The 14,565-nt window shown below is 71.4% G+C and carries 12 protein-coding genes; 9 read left to right on the plus strand and 3 right to left on the minus strand.

The genetic code is table 11. The annotated features are described in order from the left end of the window. Positions 1-6 precede the first annotated feature (6 nt). The 6 genes from tpiA to ACFZDA_RS24455 all read left to right on the plus strand — a co-directional run bounded on the left by tpiA (position 7) and on the right by ACFZDA_RS24455 (position 5,843). Positions 7-762 (plus strand): triose-phosphate isomerase, encoded by a 756-nt coding sequence (tpiA, locus tag ACFZDA_RS24430; RefSeq protein ID WP_307179842.1) that lies wholly within the window; start codon positions 7-9, stop codon positions 760-762. Between the two features lie 101 nt (positions 763-863). Next, positions 864-1,094, plus strand: coding sequence for a preprotein translocase subunit SecG (gene secG, locus ACFZDA_RS24435; RefSeq protein ID WP_005477937.1), 231 nt, complete (start codon positions 864-866; stop codon positions 1,092-1,094). Between the two features lie 223 nt (positions 1,095-1,317). Continuing rightward, positions 1,318-1,653, plus strand: coding sequence for an RNA polymerase-binding protein RbpA (locus ACFZDA_RS24440; RefSeq protein WP_003957010.1), 336 nt, complete (start codon positions 1,318-1,320; stop codon positions 1,651-1,653). 135 nt (positions 1,654-1,788) lie between these two features. Then, on the plus strand, positions 1,789-3,057 hold the full coding sequence (locus ACFZDA_RS24445; RefSeq protein WP_391085323.1) for an MFS transporter: 1,269 nt from the start codon (positions 1,789-1,791) through the stop codon (positions 3,055-3,057). A gap of 70 nt (positions 3,058-3,127) precedes the next feature. Then, entirely contained in the window at positions 3,128-4,780 is a 1,653-nt protein-coding gene (gene pgi, locus ACFZDA_RS24450; protein ID WP_391085326.1) for a glucose-6-phosphate isomerase, read from the plus strand. 118 nt (positions 4,781-4,898) lie between these two features. Beyond that, positions 4,899-5,843: a hypothetical protein gene (locus tag ACFZDA_RS24455; RefSeq protein ID WP_391085328.1), complete on the plus strand. Its 945-nt coding sequence runs from the start codon at positions 4,899-4,901 to the stop codon at positions 5,841-5,843. A 21-nt stretch (positions 5,844-5,864) separates the two neighbouring features. Here ACFZDA_RS24455 and ACFZDA_RS24460 read toward each other — a convergent pair whose 3' ends face one another. The 3 genes from ACFZDA_RS24460 to ACFZDA_RS24470 all read right to left on the minus strand — a co-directional run bounded on the left by ACFZDA_RS24460 (position 5,865) and on the right by ACFZDA_RS24470 (position 9,992). Beyond that, positions 5,865-8,654 (minus strand): FtsX-like permease family protein, encoded by a 2,790-nt coding sequence (locus ACFZDA_RS24460; RefSeq protein WP_391085330.1) that lies wholly within the window; start codon positions 8,652-8,654, stop codon positions 5,865-5,867. Between the two features lie 70 nt (positions 8,655-8,724). Beyond that, positions 8,725-9,480, minus strand: a complete 756-nt coding sequence (locus ACFZDA_RS24465) for an ATP-binding cassette domain-containing protein (RefSeq protein WP_391085333.1) — start codon at positions 9,478-9,480, stop codon at positions 8,725-8,727. Continuing rightward, entirely contained in the window at positions 9,477-9,992 is a 516-nt protein-coding gene (locus ACFZDA_RS24470) for a helix-turn-helix transcriptional regulator (protein ID WP_391085337.1), read from the minus strand. Before ACFZDA_RS24470 ends, ACFZDA_RS24465 begins: the two co-directional genes overlap by 4 nt. A 121-nt stretch (positions 9,993-10,113) precedes the next feature. On the opposite strand from ACFZDA_RS24470, the gene ACFZDA_RS24475 reads away from it, so the two are divergent. The 3 genes from ACFZDA_RS24475 (at position 10,114) to ACFZDA_RS24485 (ending at position 14,561) form a co-directional block, all read left to right on the plus strand. Further along, a complete protein-coding gene (locus ACFZDA_RS24475) occupies positions 10,114-11,385 on the plus strand; it encodes an extracellular solute-binding protein (protein WP_391085340.1) in 1,272 nt (423 codons plus the stop codon). A 141-nt stretch (positions 11,386-11,526) separates the two neighbouring features. Continuing rightward, positions 11,527-13,185, plus strand: a complete 1,659-nt coding sequence (locus tag ACFZDA_RS24480; protein ID WP_391085343.1) for an alpha-amylase family glycosyl hydrolase — start codon at positions 11,527-11,529, stop codon at positions 13,183-13,185. 50 nt (positions 13,186-13,235) lie between these two features. Beyond that, a complete protein-coding gene (locus ACFZDA_RS24485; protein ID WP_391085346.1) occupies positions 13,236-14,561 on the plus strand; it encodes an extracellular solute-binding protein in 1,326 nt (441 codons plus the stop codon). Positions 14,562-14,565: the final 4 nt, after the last annotated feature.

Genomic DNA, 14,565 nt, shown 5'->3' on the forward strand with positions numbered 1-14,565 from the left:
CCGCTGATGGCGGGCAACTGGAAGATGAACCTCAACCACCTCGAGGCCATCGCCCACGTCCAGAAGCTCGCCTTCGCCCTGGCCGACAAGGACTACGAGGCCGTCGAGGTCGCCGTCCTGCCGCCCTTCACCGACCTGCGCTCCGTACAGACCCTGGTCGACGGCGACAAGCTCAAGATCAAGTACGGTGCGCAGGACCTGTCGGCGCACGACTCCGGCGCCTACACCGGCGAGATCTCGGGCTCGATGCTGGCCAAGCTGAAGTGCACGTACGTGGCGATCGGCCACTCCGAGCGCCGCCAGTACCACAACGAGACCGACGAGCTGGTGAACGCCAAGGTCAAGGCCGCTTACAAGCACGGCCTGACCCCCATCCTGTGCGTCGGCGAGGAGCTGGAGGTCCGTGAGGCGGGCAACCACGTCGCGCACACCCTCGCCCAGGTCGAGGGCGGTCTGAAGGACCTCCCCGCCGAGCAGGCCGAGACCATCGTGATCGCCTACGAGCCCGTCTGGGCCATCGGCACCGGCAAGGTCTGCGGCGCCGAGGACGCCCAGGAGGTCTGCGCGGCGATCCGCGGCAAGATCGCCGAGCTGTACTCGCAGGAGCTGGCCGACAAGGTCCGCATCCAGTACGGCGGCTCCGTGAAGTCCGGCAACGTCGCCGAGATCATGGCCCAGGCCGACATCGACGGCGCCCTGGTCGGCGGCGCCTCGCTGGACGCCGACGAGTTCGTCAAGATCGTGCGCTTCCGCGACCAGTGAGTATGCGCTAACGGCGATTCGTCGTACCCTTGCGGGGTCCAGCACTGTGCTGGACCCCGCGTCGTCCATCCGAATCCGAGGAAGTTGGTCCAGCCGTGGTTTTGGGGTTCTCGATCGCCCTGATCGTCTTCAGCCTGCTGATGATGCTGCTGGTGCTGATGCACAAGGGCAAGGGCGGCGGTCTCTCCGACATGTTCGGTGGCGGCATGCAGTCCTCCGTCGGCGGCTCCTCGGTCGCCGAACGCAACCTCGACCGGATCACCGTCGTGGTCGGTCTGCTCTGGTTCGCGTGCATTATCGTGCTCGGCATCCTGATGAAGGTGAACAACTGACCGGCCCGCATCCCGCACACACTGCGTACGCACGCATTTCGTACGTAAAGCCCCATGTTCGGTACGCGCGGCGAAGCGCGGCCTATCATGGGGCTTGCGTCTAGGTGTGAGGGTTGTAACTCCAATCACTGGACGCGCGTTGGGCCTTACGTAGACTGAGGCGCTCGCAGCGAAGCGGAACGCCGACTCGCTTCGCGGCACCATCACGCAGGGAGTTACGACCGTGGCAAGTGGCAACGCGATCCGGGGAAGCCGGGTCGGGGCGGGGCCGATGGGCGAGGCCGAGCGCGGCGAGTCCGCGCCGCGGCTGCGCATCTCCTTCTGGTGCTCCAACGGACACGAGACCCAGCCGAGCTTCGCCAGCGACGCGCAGGTGCCCGATACCTGGGACTGTCCCCGCTGCGGCTTTCCGGCCGGCCAGGACCGGGACAACCCGCCGGACCCGCCGCGCACCGAGCCCTACAAGACGCACCTGGCGTACGTGCGCGAGCGCCGCAGCGACGCGGACGGCGAGGCGATCCTCGCCGAGGCGCTCGCCAAACTGCGGGGCGAAATCTAGGAGTCGTGACCGGCCGGGCACCAGAAGGTGCCCGGCCGGAGTTGCCTTCCGCTCCGGGGCGGACGCCCGCTCGCGGACCGATTGTCAGTGGTGCCCTCTACGGTGTGTGCATCGGGCGAACCGTGAGGGGGAGCAGTGGCGACGGTCGAGATGGGAAGCGTGCGCGCGCCCGCGTGGCGCGGGGGCTTCGGACGGCTGTGGAGCGCCGCCGTCCTGTCCAGTTTCGGTGACGCGCTGCGCACGACCGCGCTGCCGTTGCTCGCCGTCACGCTGACCGACGAGCCGCTGCTCATCGCCTCCGTCACGGCCTGCGGCTATCTGCCCTGGATCGCCTTCGGCCTGCTCGGCGGGGCCGTCGCCGACCGCGTGGACCAGCGGCGCGCCATGGGGAGGGTGGATGCCTTACGGGGGCTGCTGGTCGCCGCTTTCGCGGTGGCCGTCGCTCTCGGTCACGCCTCGATCGGCCTGCTCATCGTGCTGGCCTTCGCCCTGACCACCCTCCAGACACTCTTCGACAACGCCGCCACGGCCCTGCTGCCCGCCCTGGTCGACCGGGACGCCCTCGGCAGCGCCAACGCCCGGCTGCTGACCGGCCAGCGCATCGCGGGCGGCCTGCTGGGCGGGCCCGTGGTGCCGTTGCTGCTGGCCGCCGGGGCCGCCGTGCCCTTCGCTGCCGACGCCGTGACCTTCCTGGTGGCCGCAGCCCTGGTGGCCTCGCTGCCGGCCGCCGAGTCCGACCGCACGCCGCGACCGTCGGGGAGCACCCTGCGCCGCGAGATCGCGGAGGGGCTGCGCACCCTGTGGCGTGACCGCGCCCTGCGCAGCCTGTGCGCCGCGACGGCCCTGTGCAACATCGGCATGGGGACCCAGCTCGCCATGCTGGTCGTCCTGGTCACCGACTGGCTCGACGCGGGAAGCGCGGGATACGCGGCGGCGGGCGCGGCCTTCACACTGGGCAGCCTGGCCGGGGGAGTGGTGAACAGCCGGTTGGTCGCGCGTCTCGGCCGGCTGCGGTCCGTGCTGCTCGCCGGCTCGGTGCAGGCCGCCGCCCTCGTCGTCATGGGCACCGTGCGCAGCCTGACCGTGCTGGTGGGCGCGCTGGCCGTCTTCGGGCTCATGGGCATGGTGTGGAACGTCAACACGACGACACTGATGCAGGAGCGCAGCCCCGCCGGGCTCCTGGGCCGGGTCAGCTCGGCCTTCCGGACCCTGGCCTTCGCCGGCGTGCCCCTCGGCGCCCTGCTGGGCGGAGCCGTTGCCACCGCCTGGGGGCCGAACACCCCGCCCCTGCTCACGGCCGCTTTCTTCGTCCTCTCCGTCCTCGCACTGATACCGGCGCTCAAGGTGAACGTAGTTGTTGCCGAGCCGGACGACGGCGTCACGACAGCCGATGTCACGCGCTGATCAATTAAGTTGGGGACCGGCAGCGGGGCAAGGTACGCAGGCAGGACAGGAAAGAAGGCTGAAGCCCGAGATGAACGCAGACGGCCGTACCAGGCTCAACCAGACGTCCGAGTGGACGGCACTGGCCAAGCACCGCGAGGAGCTGGGCGATGTCCAGCTGCGTGAGCTGTTCGCCGCCGACTCCGGCCGCGGCACCGCGTACACCCTCCGGGTCGGCGACCTGTACGTCGACTACTCCAAGCACCTCGTCACCGACGACACCCTGCGGCTGCTGCGCGAACTGGCCGCCGCCACCGACGTGTTCGGGCTGCGGGACGCCATGTTCCGGGGCGAGAAGATCAACACCACGGAGAACCGGGCCGTGCTGCACACCGCGCTGCGGGCGCCGCGGGAAGCCGTGATCGAGGTCGACGGCGAGAACGTCGTCCCGGGTGTGCACGCCGTGCTCGACAAGATGGCCGACTTCGCGGGCCGGGTGCGCTCGGGGGAGTGGACGGGGCACACCGGCAAGCGGATCCGCAACGTGGTCAACGTCGGCATCGGCGGCTCCGACCTCGGCCCCGCGATGGCGTACGAGGTGCTGCGCGCCTTCACGGACCGCTCGCTGACCGTGCGTTTCGTGTCGAACGTGGACGGCGCCGACCTGCACGAGGCGGTGCGGGATCTGGACCCCGCGGAGACGCTGTTCGTCATCGCCTCCAAGACCTTCACCACCATCGAGACGGTCACCAACGCCACGTCCGCGCGCGGCTGGCTGCTGGACGCGCTCGGTGACGAGGCCGCAGTCGCCAAGCACTTCGTCGCGCTTTCGACGAACGCGGAGAAGGTCGCCGAGTTCGGCATCGACACGGCCAACATGTTCGAGTTCTGGGACTGGGTCGGCGGCCGTTACTCGTACGACTCCGCGATCGGCCTGGCCCTGATGATCGCCATCGGCCCGGACAACTTCCGGGAGATGCTCGACGGCTTCCGGATCGTCGACGAGCACTTCCGGACCGCCCCCGCCGAGTCCAACGTGCCGCTGTTGCTGGGCCTGCTGGGCATCTGGTACGGCAACTTCCACGACGCCCAGTCGCACGCGGTGCTGCCGTACAGCCACTACCTGTCCAAGTTCACCGCCTACCTCCAACAGCTCGACATGGAGTCCAACGGCAAGTACGTCGACCGGGACGGGCGTGAGGTGGAGTGGCAGACCGGGCCGGTGGTGTGGGGCACCCCGGGCACCAACGGGCAGCACGCCTACTACCAGCTCATCCACCAGGGCACGAAGCTGATCCCGGCGGACTTCATCGGCTTCGCGCGGCCGGTCGGTGAGCTGGGCGACCGGCTCAAGGCGCAGCACGACCTGCTGATGGCCAACTTCTTCGCGCAGACACAGGCGCTCGCCTTCGGCAAGACCCCGCAGGAGGTGCGGGCCGAAGGTGTGCCGGACGAACTGGTGCCGCACAAGACGTTCAAGGGCAATCACCCGACGACCACCATCCTGGCACCCGAGCTGACGCCGTCCGTCCTCGGCCAGTTGGTCGCCCTCTACGAGCACAAGGTGTTCGTGCAGGGCGCGGTGTGGAACATCGACTCCTTCGACCAGTGGGGCGTGGAGCTGGGCAAGGTCCTCGCCAAGCGCGTCGAGCCCGCGCTGACCGAGGGCGCGCAGGTCGAGGGCCTGGACGCGTCCACCCAGGCCCTGGTCGCCACGTACCGGGAGCTGCGCGGCCGGCAGTGACGGCAGCCGGGCGGGTGGCGGACGGCAGCGCGCTGTCCGCTCACCGCCCGGCGGCACCCCCTCCGCTTCCCGTAGACTCACGCACGATCATCACGGCGAGTGCTCGGGGGAGCGCGAAATGGCACGCACACGCGGGAGTTGGACCGGCGGCAGGCTGACGGTCCGGTCCGTCGTCAAGCCTCATGACGTGGCCCAGGCGGTGTTCCACCCCGCGTGGATACCACCGCCGCTCGATCCGTCCGTGGAGCGCCTGAAGAGGTTCCGGGTCATCGCCGGGGCGGTCGCGTCCCTCGGGGTCTACACCTTCATCGAGGGCGGCTTCGACTTCACGGAGCTGCTGGAGAACGCGATGACGGCCTCCGTCGTCCTGCTCTTCCTCACGCCGCTGACGGTCGGGGTGATGCTCTGGGTCTGGCGGCGCGGTGGCACGGTGCGGCAGCTGCGGGTGCCGCTGCTCAACTCCCTCCTGCTGCTCCTGCTGTTCGTCGGGTGCGTGGCCGCCCTGCTGTTGCTGGTGCAGACGGTGAACGGCACTGCGAACCCCGTCGTGATCATCGGGGTCGGTCTGACGATGATGTGGATGCTCATCTTCACGGCCTACGGGGCGGTGCGGGTCTCCGGCAACTTCTTCGGCACGGCCGCCACGCACCGCTGCCTGCCGCCGCTGCTCGCCATGGTGACCAGCTGGCTGGTGGCCGTCCCGGACCTCGTCACCGGTGATCTGCACGGGCTGAGCCTCACCCTGGGGATCGTCTTCATCCTGGGCGCTCCCGTGACGGTCACCGCCATCGCGCTGCTGGAGATGGGGCGGCTCAAGCGGCGGTACGGGATCCGGCTGAAGGCCCATCCGGCGACTCTGGCACCGGCGCCCGCACCCGGGCCGGTCCCGCCGATGCCGCCCGGGATGGGGATACCCCCGGGGATGCCTCCGGGGATGCCCTCGGGGATGCCTCCGGCGGGATCGCCGTATCTGCCGCCGCAGGGGAACCCGTACGCCCCGCACCCGCAGCCGCCGTACAACCCGCAGCCGCCGTACAACCCGCAGCCCCCCTACGGGGGCTGACACCGGGGGCGGCACAGGACGTCAGGCGACCGCGCTCAGCGTGTCCGCCAGGCGGCGGCGGGCCGCGCGGGCCGCGGGTACGGCGGCCAGCGCGGCCGCGCAGAGTACCGCCGCCGCACCGAGCAGCAGCATCAGCGGGGCCGACGGGCCCTGGGCGATCCCGGCGCCGATACCGCTCGACCGGCCCTGGGTGTCGATCAGCCAGTGCGCGAGCGGCAGGCCCAGGACGGTGGCGGCGAGCACGGCCGCCAGGGCCGTACAGCCGGTGGCCGTGACCGTGATGCCCGTGATCTGCCGGGGGGACAGGCCGATGGCCTTCAGCGCGAGCAGGTCCCGTTCGCTCTCGCGGACGGTGCCGCCGATCGCGGTCAGCAGCTCGATCAGCCCGATCAGGGCGAGGACGGCGATCAGCCCGGCGACGACGGCGCGCAGCGGGGAGAGCCCGTCGGCGGGGTTGGTGACGGTGTGCACGTCCAGGTGTCCGCGCCCGGCCGCAGCCAGCCGGTCGGCGACCTCCCGCGGGTCGGCACCGGGGTCCAGGCGCAGCTCGTAGAGGGTCGGGCGGAGGCCGGGGTCGTTCGCGCGGAGGGTGTCGAGGGACGTGGAGATGACCCGGCCGGCGTTCTCCGGCTCGATGCTGCGGCCCACGATGTGCAGGATCTGCGGCTGGTCGCCGACCGTCATCCGCACCCAGTCGCCGACGCGCACGTCCAGCAGGTCCAGCAGCCCCTGCCCGGCCACGGCCTCGTCGGCGCCGTGGGCGGGGCGGCCCTCGGCGAGGGTGTACGGGTAGGGGTCCTGGCCGGTGCCGAGGCCGCGCAGGGCGATGGTCGCCGTCTGGCCCGGGACCAGGGCGGCCGTCTCGACACCGGGGTAGGCGGCGGCCACGTCCGGGTCGCGTTCCAGCAGGGCGCGGGTCTGCCGCTCGTCCAGACCGGCGTCGGCGCGGACGCTGAGGGCGGTCGGCAGGCCGATCTGTTCGGGCGTGCTGTGGAAGCGGTCGATGGTGGTCCACGCGCTCATCGCCACGACGATCAGCAGCAGCGGCAGGGTGAGGCGGGCGACGGTGGCGAGGGACCGGGGGCGGCGGGTGAACGCCGTGTGCCAGCCCAGCACCAGCGCGGGCGGCACCCGCGCCCCGAGGGCACGACGCGCCAGATCGGAGAGCTGCCCTGCCCGGGGAGCGGCGGGCCGCAGCCCGAGGATCCGGCGCAGGCCGCCGATCGGCCGCCCGCCGGGCGCTTCAGCTGCGGGCTGGGGTGGGAGGGCTTGGACCGCTGTCCCGGTCGGCTGCTCGTCGGATGCGGCCGGTGTGGGCCGCAGCCCGAGGATCCGGCGCGGGCCGTCGGTCAGTCGTCCGAGAGGCGTTGCCGTCGGGGGTTGCGGTTCGGGGGCCTGGTGCGTGGTCCCGGTCGGCTGCCGGTCAGGTGCGGTCGCTGTTGTGGGTCGCAGGCCGAGGATCCGGCGCGGGCCGTCGGTCAGCCGTCCGAGAGGCGTTGCCGCTGCGGGGTGCGGTTCGAGGGACTGGCTTTTCTGCACGGTCGGTTGCCCGTCAGGCGCAGTCGACGAGGGCCGCGGTCGCGCCCCTTGGCTCGTCGTTGCAGTCGGCTGCCCGGCAGGCAAAGCCGCCGCGCCGCCCGGGCCGAGGCCCCGGCCCGTGTTCGCCCCGGGCAGCCGTCCGCTGAGTGTCGGCGTCGGACGCAGCACCGGTACCGGCGGGACGCGGCCCGCACGCCAGGCGGCCAGGCCGGTGGTCGCGCCGATGAACAGCACCGCGCCCACCGGGATCACGAACAGCGCCACGGTGTGGCCGGGCAGCCCCTGCCACACGCCGATCGCGTCCCCGAGCCGCCCGGGGATCCGGCTGCCCAGGGCCTCGGCCAGCGCGGCGGCGGCCAGGGCGCCCAGGAGGGCGTAGGCGAGGTGCTGGAGCAGGAAGATGCGGACCACCTGGCCGGGGGTGAAGCCGATGGCCTTGAGGATGGAGAGGTCTCGCAGGTGGCCGCGGATACGGGTGCCGATCGCGCCGTGCACGGCGAGCCCGGCGGCGACGAGTGCGCCCAGTCCGAACAGGCCCAGCACCTGGCCGAGAAGCCGGTTGTCCCCCTGGGCCTCGGCGCGGGCCTGCTGCCAGGTGGACACCTCGCCGATCGCACCGGCGCCCAGGACGGTCACGGCGCGCTGGACGACGTAGGACGTGTCGCCGGGATCCGTCAGCCGCAGTCCGATGACCTGGCCGCCTGGGTCCGGCACGGCCGACGGCAGTGCCCACACCAGGCCCGGCTGCTCGCCGGGCCGGTAGCGCGGCTCGGCGCTGTCGGCAAGGCCCACGACGGTCAGTTCGCGGGCGGTGCCGGGCACGGTGAGGGTGTCGCCGGGCTCGGCCAGCAGCGCGCGGGCGAGGCGGCTCTCCAGGACCACACCGTTCGGGGTCGCGGGGTCCAGCCAGTGGCCGGAGACGACAGGCGGGCGGCCGACGGACGGGCGTTGCGGAGTAGCGCGCAGCTCCACGGCGGCGCGGCTGCCGCGCGAGGCGAGGGTGGTGGCGGCGGTGGGGTACGGGCCGGCGACGGAGTCGACGCCGTCCAGTTCGGCCAGCTTCCCGGTGTCGGCCGTGGTGTCGGTGTGCAGCCACACATGTGCGCCGTGCGACTGCGTGAACACGCGCTGCCAGGGGTTGGTGGCGTACCCGAACAAGGCCGTGGCCAGCAGCAGGGAAGCGACGATGCCGGCGGTGGCGAGGACGAGGAACAGCGCCTCGCCGCGGTGCGTGCGCAGATCGGAGTGCGCCCAGCGCAGGGTTGCTCGCACGGGCCTCAGCCCCTCGGCCCGGACACCGGGCAGCCGTCGTACACCCGCATGTCAGTCCTTCACCCACATGTCAGTCCCTGAGTTCCAGCACACCGGATATGCCGGACCGGCGCGGCGGGGTGCCGCCGTCGAGTTCCGCGTCGTCGGCGATCCGGCCGTCGAAGAAGCAGATCACCCGGTCGGCGGCGCTCGCCAGCCGCGCGTCATGGGTGACGAGCAGGATCGTCTGGCCGCGCTGGTGGAAGCGGGACAGCAGCCGCATCACCTCGCGGGTGCCCTTGCTGTCGAGGCTGCCCGCGGGTTCGTCGGCCAGCAGCAGCGGGGGATGGTTGACCAGGGCCCGGGCCAGGGCGACGCGCTGCTGCTCGCCGCCGGACAGCTCGCCCGGCATGCTGCGCTCCTTGCCCGTCAGGCCCAGCTCGGCCAGCAGCTGCTCCCGCTCGGCCCGGGCCCGCTTGGGCGAGGTCCCGGCGAGCAGGGCGGGCAGCTCCACGTTGTCGGCGACGGACAGGTTGGACACGAGGTTGAAGAACTGGAAGACGATCCCGATCCGCTTCCGGCGCTCCACCGCCCAGCGGGCCTCGCTGTAGGTGTCGGTGGACTCGCCGTCGAGCCAGATACGACCCGCGTCCGGCCGCTGGAGGCCACCGAGCAGATGCAGCAACGTCGACTTGCCGGCGCCGGACGGGCCGGTGATCGCCACGAACTCGCCGGGCCGTACGCACAGGTCGACCCCGCGCACGGCGTGTGCGGGCGCGCCCTCGCCGTGGTGCGTCTTCACCAGGCCCTCGGCGCGCAGCACAGGAGCGGGACGGTCGTCGCTCACTCCAGTTCCTCCAGCTCTTCCTGGCACCGTTCCAGCCAGTCGAGATCGGCTTGCAGGTGCAGCATCGCGCCCTCGATCAGCAGGTGGGCGATGCGGTTGTCGCGGTCTTCGGCCGCGGCCAGCTTCGACAGCTGCCGCATGGAGTTCAGGTACTGGCGCCGCTGCTGGTTGATCAGGGAGATCTGGTCGGCGAGCCCGGTCCGCGGAGCGAGCGCCAGTTTCATGAAGAACTCGTCCCGTACCCGGGGCTCGTCCTCGGGCTCCTCGAACCAGGCGCGCAGCGCCTCCCGCCCGGCGTCGGTGAGGTGGTAGACCTTTTTGTTGGGGCGGCTGGACTGCGCCACGTCCTCGCCCTCGATCAGTCCCGACTTCTCGAGGCGGCCGAGGGTCACATAGATCTGGCCGACATTCGGCTGAGGGTACGCGGAGCCCAGCAGTTGCTCAAGGCCCTGTTTGAGCTCGTAGCCGTGGGCGGGTCCGCGGGCGAGGAGTGCCAGGAGGGGCAGGCGCACGCGTGCAGTCCTCCTGTCCGGTCCAATGTGCTCCAGGCCCTAGTATCGCCCATACCTAACAGGTATACATGGCCTCTGTTCCGGGCGAAGGTGCCCGTCGCCGGTGTACAGGGAGGAACCTATGCGGTGGATCCATGCCGCGGGTAGGGGCCTTCTCGTTCTCGTCGTGCTGCTGACCGGTTACGTTGCCGCCGGAGCACAGGCCGGCGAGCCCGCCGGCGGCGGCCGCGGGCCGCTCACCCTGGCCACCGCCGGCGACCTCACCGGCTACCTCGGTCCCCTCCTGGAGGGCTGGAACCGCACTCACCCCGGCGAAGAAGTGACCCTCGTCGAGCTGCCCGACTCCGCCGACGAGACCCACGCGCAGATGGCCACGGACCTGCGCGACGGTGACCGCAGCCGGTTCGACGTGCTCAACATCGACGTCAACTGGACCTCGGAGTTCGCCGCGGCCGGCTGGATCCGGCCGCTGCCCCGCGACCGTTTCCCGCTGCGGACCTTCCTCCCGCCGGTCGTGGACACGGCGACCTACGACGGACAGCTCTTCGCGGTCCCGTACGTCACCAACGCCGGCCTGCTGCTCTACCGCAAGGACGTCCTCGCCAAGGAGGGCGTCCGGCCGCCGCGCACCTGGGCGGAGCTGGAGCGGTACGCGAAGACCATCGCCCCGAAGTACGGCCTCGACGGCTACGCCGGGCAGTTCCTGCCGTACGAGGGCCTCACCGTCAACGCGGCCGAGGCCGTCTACTCGGCGGGCGGCTCGATCCTCGGCGACGAGGGCGAGCGTGTCACCGTCGACTCGGCGGCGGCCCGTGAGGGCATCGGGTTCCTGGCGCGCGGGGTGCGCGAGGGCTGGATCCCGAAGGAAGCCCTGACCTACAAGGAGGAGGAGTCCAAGCAGGCCTTCCAGGACGGCCGGCTGCTCTTCCTGCGGAACTGGCCGTACGCCTACGTCGGCGCCTCCGCCCCGGGCTCCGAGGTCGCCGGGAAGATCGGCGCCGTACCCCTGCCGGGACCGGACGGGCCGGGCACGAGCGTCCTCGGCGGCTCCAACCTGGCCGTCAGCTCGCACGCGCGGCACCCCGACTCGGCTGCCCGCCTGATCGCCTACCTCACCAGTGAGCGCGTCCAGCGCCAGGTGCTCACGCGCGGCGCGCTGCCGCCTGTCCGGGCCGACCTCTACGAGGACCCCGCGCTCATTCGCAGGTTCCCGTATCTGCCGACCCTGCGCGAGAGCGTGCGCACGGCCGCGCCGCGCCCCAAGAGCCCGCGCTACGACCAGGTCAGCCTGGTCGTGCAGGCGGTCGTGCACGACGCGATGGCCGGGAACGAGACGCCCGCGGCGGCGGTGCGCCGGCTGGCCCGCGAGCTCGCCGCCATCTCACACCGCTAGAGGCTTCTACTTACTTGTTAGGTAACGCGGGCGTCTCATCTGGCTGAGATATGTCCGATAGATGGCGGATTTCGCCACTTCAACTCCCCAGTAGCTTCGGTCTTTTCATTGACACCCTCTCGACACGCCTACTTAACATGCATGCATAACCGCTGCCCTCCTCAGAGACAGGTCGATGGGTTGAACAGGCACCACTGGTGGCGTGACGCAGTGATCTATCAGGTCTACGTCCGCAGCTTCCTGGACAGCACCGGCGACGGCGTCGGCGACCTCGCCGGCGTCCGGGCCGGACTGCCCTACCTGAAGAAGCTCGGCGTCGACGGGATCTGGCTGAGCCCCTTCTATCCCTCGCCGCAGCACGACCACGGCTACGACGTGGCCGACTACTGCGACGTCGACCCGCTCTTCGGCGACCTCGACGAGTTCGACCTGCTGGTCGGGGCCGCGCGGCGGCTCGGTGTCAAGGTGCTGCTCGACATCGTCCCGAACCACTGCTCCAGCGAGCACCCCTGGTTCCGCGAGGCGCTCGCGGCCCCGCCCGGCAGCCCGGCCCGCGCCCGCTTCCACTTCGCCGACGGCCGCGGCCCGGACGGCTCCGAGCCGCCCAACAACTGGCACTCCATGTTCGGCGGCCCGGCCTGGAGCCGCGTGACCGAGCAGGACGGGCGGCCCGGCCAGTGGTACCTGCACATGTTCGCGCCCGAGCAGCCCGACTGGAACTGGCGCAACCCCGAGATAGCCGCCGAGTTCGACCGCATCCTCCGCTTCTGGCTGGACCGGGGCATCGACGGCTTCCGCATCGACGTCGCCGCCGGACTCTTCAAGCACCCCGAACTGCCCGACTCGGACGACCCCGAGGCCGACGCCCGCACCCGCGACTCGGTCAACCCGCTCGCCTGGAACCAGCCCGAGGTGCACGACGTGTGGCGCCGCTGGCGCGCCCTGTGCGAGGAGTGCACCGAGCGCGACGGCTGCGAACGCCTCCTCGTCGGCGAAGTGTCCGTCCCCACGGCCCGCGAACACGCGCGCTACGTCCGGCCCGACGAACTCCACCAGGCCTTCTTCTTCGACCTGCTCAGCGCCCCGTGGGACCCGGACGCCTTCCGGAAGGTCATCTCCGAGGCCATGCAGGACATCGCAGGCACCGGCTCGACCGTCACCTGGGTCCTCAACAACCACGACCAGGTCCGTACCGTCACCCGCTACGGCGAACCCGCCACCGAGGGCAGCGGCCTCGGCGCCGCCCGCGCCCGCGCCGCCGCGCTGCTCATGCTGGCGCTGCCCGGCGCCGCGTACATCTATCAGGGCGAGGAGCTCGGTCTGCCCGAGGTCGTGGACCTGCCCGACGACGTGCTCACCGACCCGATCTTCCGCCGCACCGGCAGCCGGGCCCGCATCCGCGACGGCTGCCGGGTGCCGCTGCCCTGGTCGGGGCAGGCCTCGCCGTTCGGCTTCACCTCCGGTGAGGACAGCGCCAAGCCGTGGCTGCCGCAGCCGGAGTACTTCGCCGAGTACGCCACCGACCGGGCCCTCGCCGACACCCGCTCCTTCTGGCACCTGTACCGCGACGGCCTCCAACTGCGCGCCACCCTGCCCCAGTTGGGCGAAGGCACGCTGCGCTGGCTGGACACCCCGCCCGGCGTCCTGGCCTTCACCCGCGGCGACGACCTGGTGTGCGCCGTCAACTTCGGTACCGCCCCCACCCCCGCGCCGGTCCCCGGCACCCCCCTGCTCGCCAGCGGCCCCTGCCCGCCCGGAGTCCTCTCCGGCTCGACGGCCGCCTGGTGGATCCGTTCCTGAACGCCCCGCGAGTCAACCCCGCAAGTCAATTCCCCGAAGGGACATCAACGATGATGCGACGACGCACCACCCTGCTCACCGGCTGCACCGCCCTCGCCCTGGCGCTCGGCGCGACCGCCTGCGGCGGCGGCCCCGTCTCCGCCGGCGGCGGAGACAAGGCGCTCAGCGGCCAGACGATCACCGTGGCCGGTGTCTGGTCCGGCACCGAGCAGAAGAACTTCCAGAAGGTGCTCGACGCCTTCACCGAGAAGACCGGCGCCAAGACGCAGTTCGTCTCCACCGGCGACAACGTCTCCACCGTCGTCGGCAGCAAGATCGAGGGCGGCAACGCCCCCGACGTCGTGATGGTCCCGCAGGTCGGCGTGCTCAAGCAGTTCGCGCAGAAGGGCTGGCTCAAGCCCCTGTCGAAGAAGACCGAGCAGTCCGTGGACGCCGGCTACGCCCCCGTGTGGAAGAAGTACGGCAGCGTCGACGGCACCCTCTACGGCCTCTACTTCAAGGCCGCGCACAAGTCGACCGTCTGGTACAGCCCGGACGCCCTCGCCCAGGCCGGTGTGAAGCCGCCGAAGACCTACGACGAGATGCTGAAGGCCGGGCAGACCGTCTCCGACTCCGGCCTCGCCGCGTTCTCCGTCGCCGGACAGGACGGCTGGACCCTCACCGACTGGTTCGAGAACGTCTACCTCTCCCAGGCCGGACCCGAGAAGTACGACGCCCTCGCCGCGCACAAGCTGAAGTGGACGGATCCGTCGGTCGTCGACGCCCTCACCACCCTCGGCAAGCTCTTCAAGGACAAGCAGCTCATCGCCGGCGGCCAGAAGGGCGCCCTGAACACCGACTTCCCCGGCTCGGTGGAGAAGGTGTTCGGCCCGAAGCCCGAGGCCGGCATGGTCTACGAGGGCGACTTCGTCGCCGGTGTCGCCAAGGACCAGTTCGGCAAGAAGGTCGGCGAGGACGCGAACTTCTTCCCGTTCCCGGCGGTCGCCGGCGGCGAGGCACCAGTCGTCAGCGGCGGTGACGCGGCCGTCGTCCTCAAGGACGGCAAGAACCAGAAGGCCGCCCAGGCCCTCCTGGAGTTCCTGGCGACCCCGGAGGCCTCGGCCGTGTGGGCGGAGGCGGGCGGCTTCCTCTCCCCGAACAAGAAGCTCGACCTCGCCTCCTACGGCGACGACGTCACCCGCGCCACCGCCAAGTCCCTCGTCCAGGCCGGGGACTCGGTCCGCTTCGACATGTCCGACCAGGCCCCGGCGGCCTTCGGCGGCACCAAGGGCACCGGCGAGTGGAAGCTGCTCCAGGACTTCCTGCGCGACCCGTCCGACCCGAAGGGCACCGCGGCGAAGCTGGAGGCCGCGGCGGCCAAGGCGTACCAGGACTGATCCG

The organism is Streptomyces sp. NPDC007991 (assembly GCF_042958445.1).
Classification (GTDB): domain Bacteria; phylum Actinomycetota; class Actinomycetes; order Streptomycetales; family Streptomycetaceae; genus Streptomyces.

Excerpts from the sequence above, each read along its gene's own strand:
- ACFZDA_RS24475 (WP_391085340.1), top strand. The coding sequence starts at position 10,114 with ATGCGGTGGATCCATGCCGCGGGTAGGGGCCTTCTCGTTCTCGTCGTG.
- ACFZDA_RS24485 (WP_391085346.1), top strand. The coding sequence starts at position 13,236 with ATGATGCGACGACGCACCACCCTGCTCACCGGCTGCACCGCCCTCGCC.
- ACFZDA_RS24480 (WP_391085343.1), top strand. The coding sequence starts at position 11,527 with ATGCATAACCGCTGCCCTCCTCAGAGACAGGTCGATGGGTTGAACAGG.
- ACFZDA_RS24455 (WP_391085328.1), top strand. The coding sequence starts at position 4,899 with ATGGCACGCACACGCGGGAGTTGGACCGGCGGCAGGCTGACGGTCCGG.
- pgi (WP_391085326.1), top strand. The coding sequence starts at position 3,128 with ATGAACGCAGACGGCCGTACCAGGCTCAACCAGACGTCCGAGTGGACG.
- tpiA (WP_307179842.1), top strand. The coding sequence starts at position 7 with ATGGCGGGCAACTGGAAGATGAACCTCAACCACCTCGAGGCCATCGCC.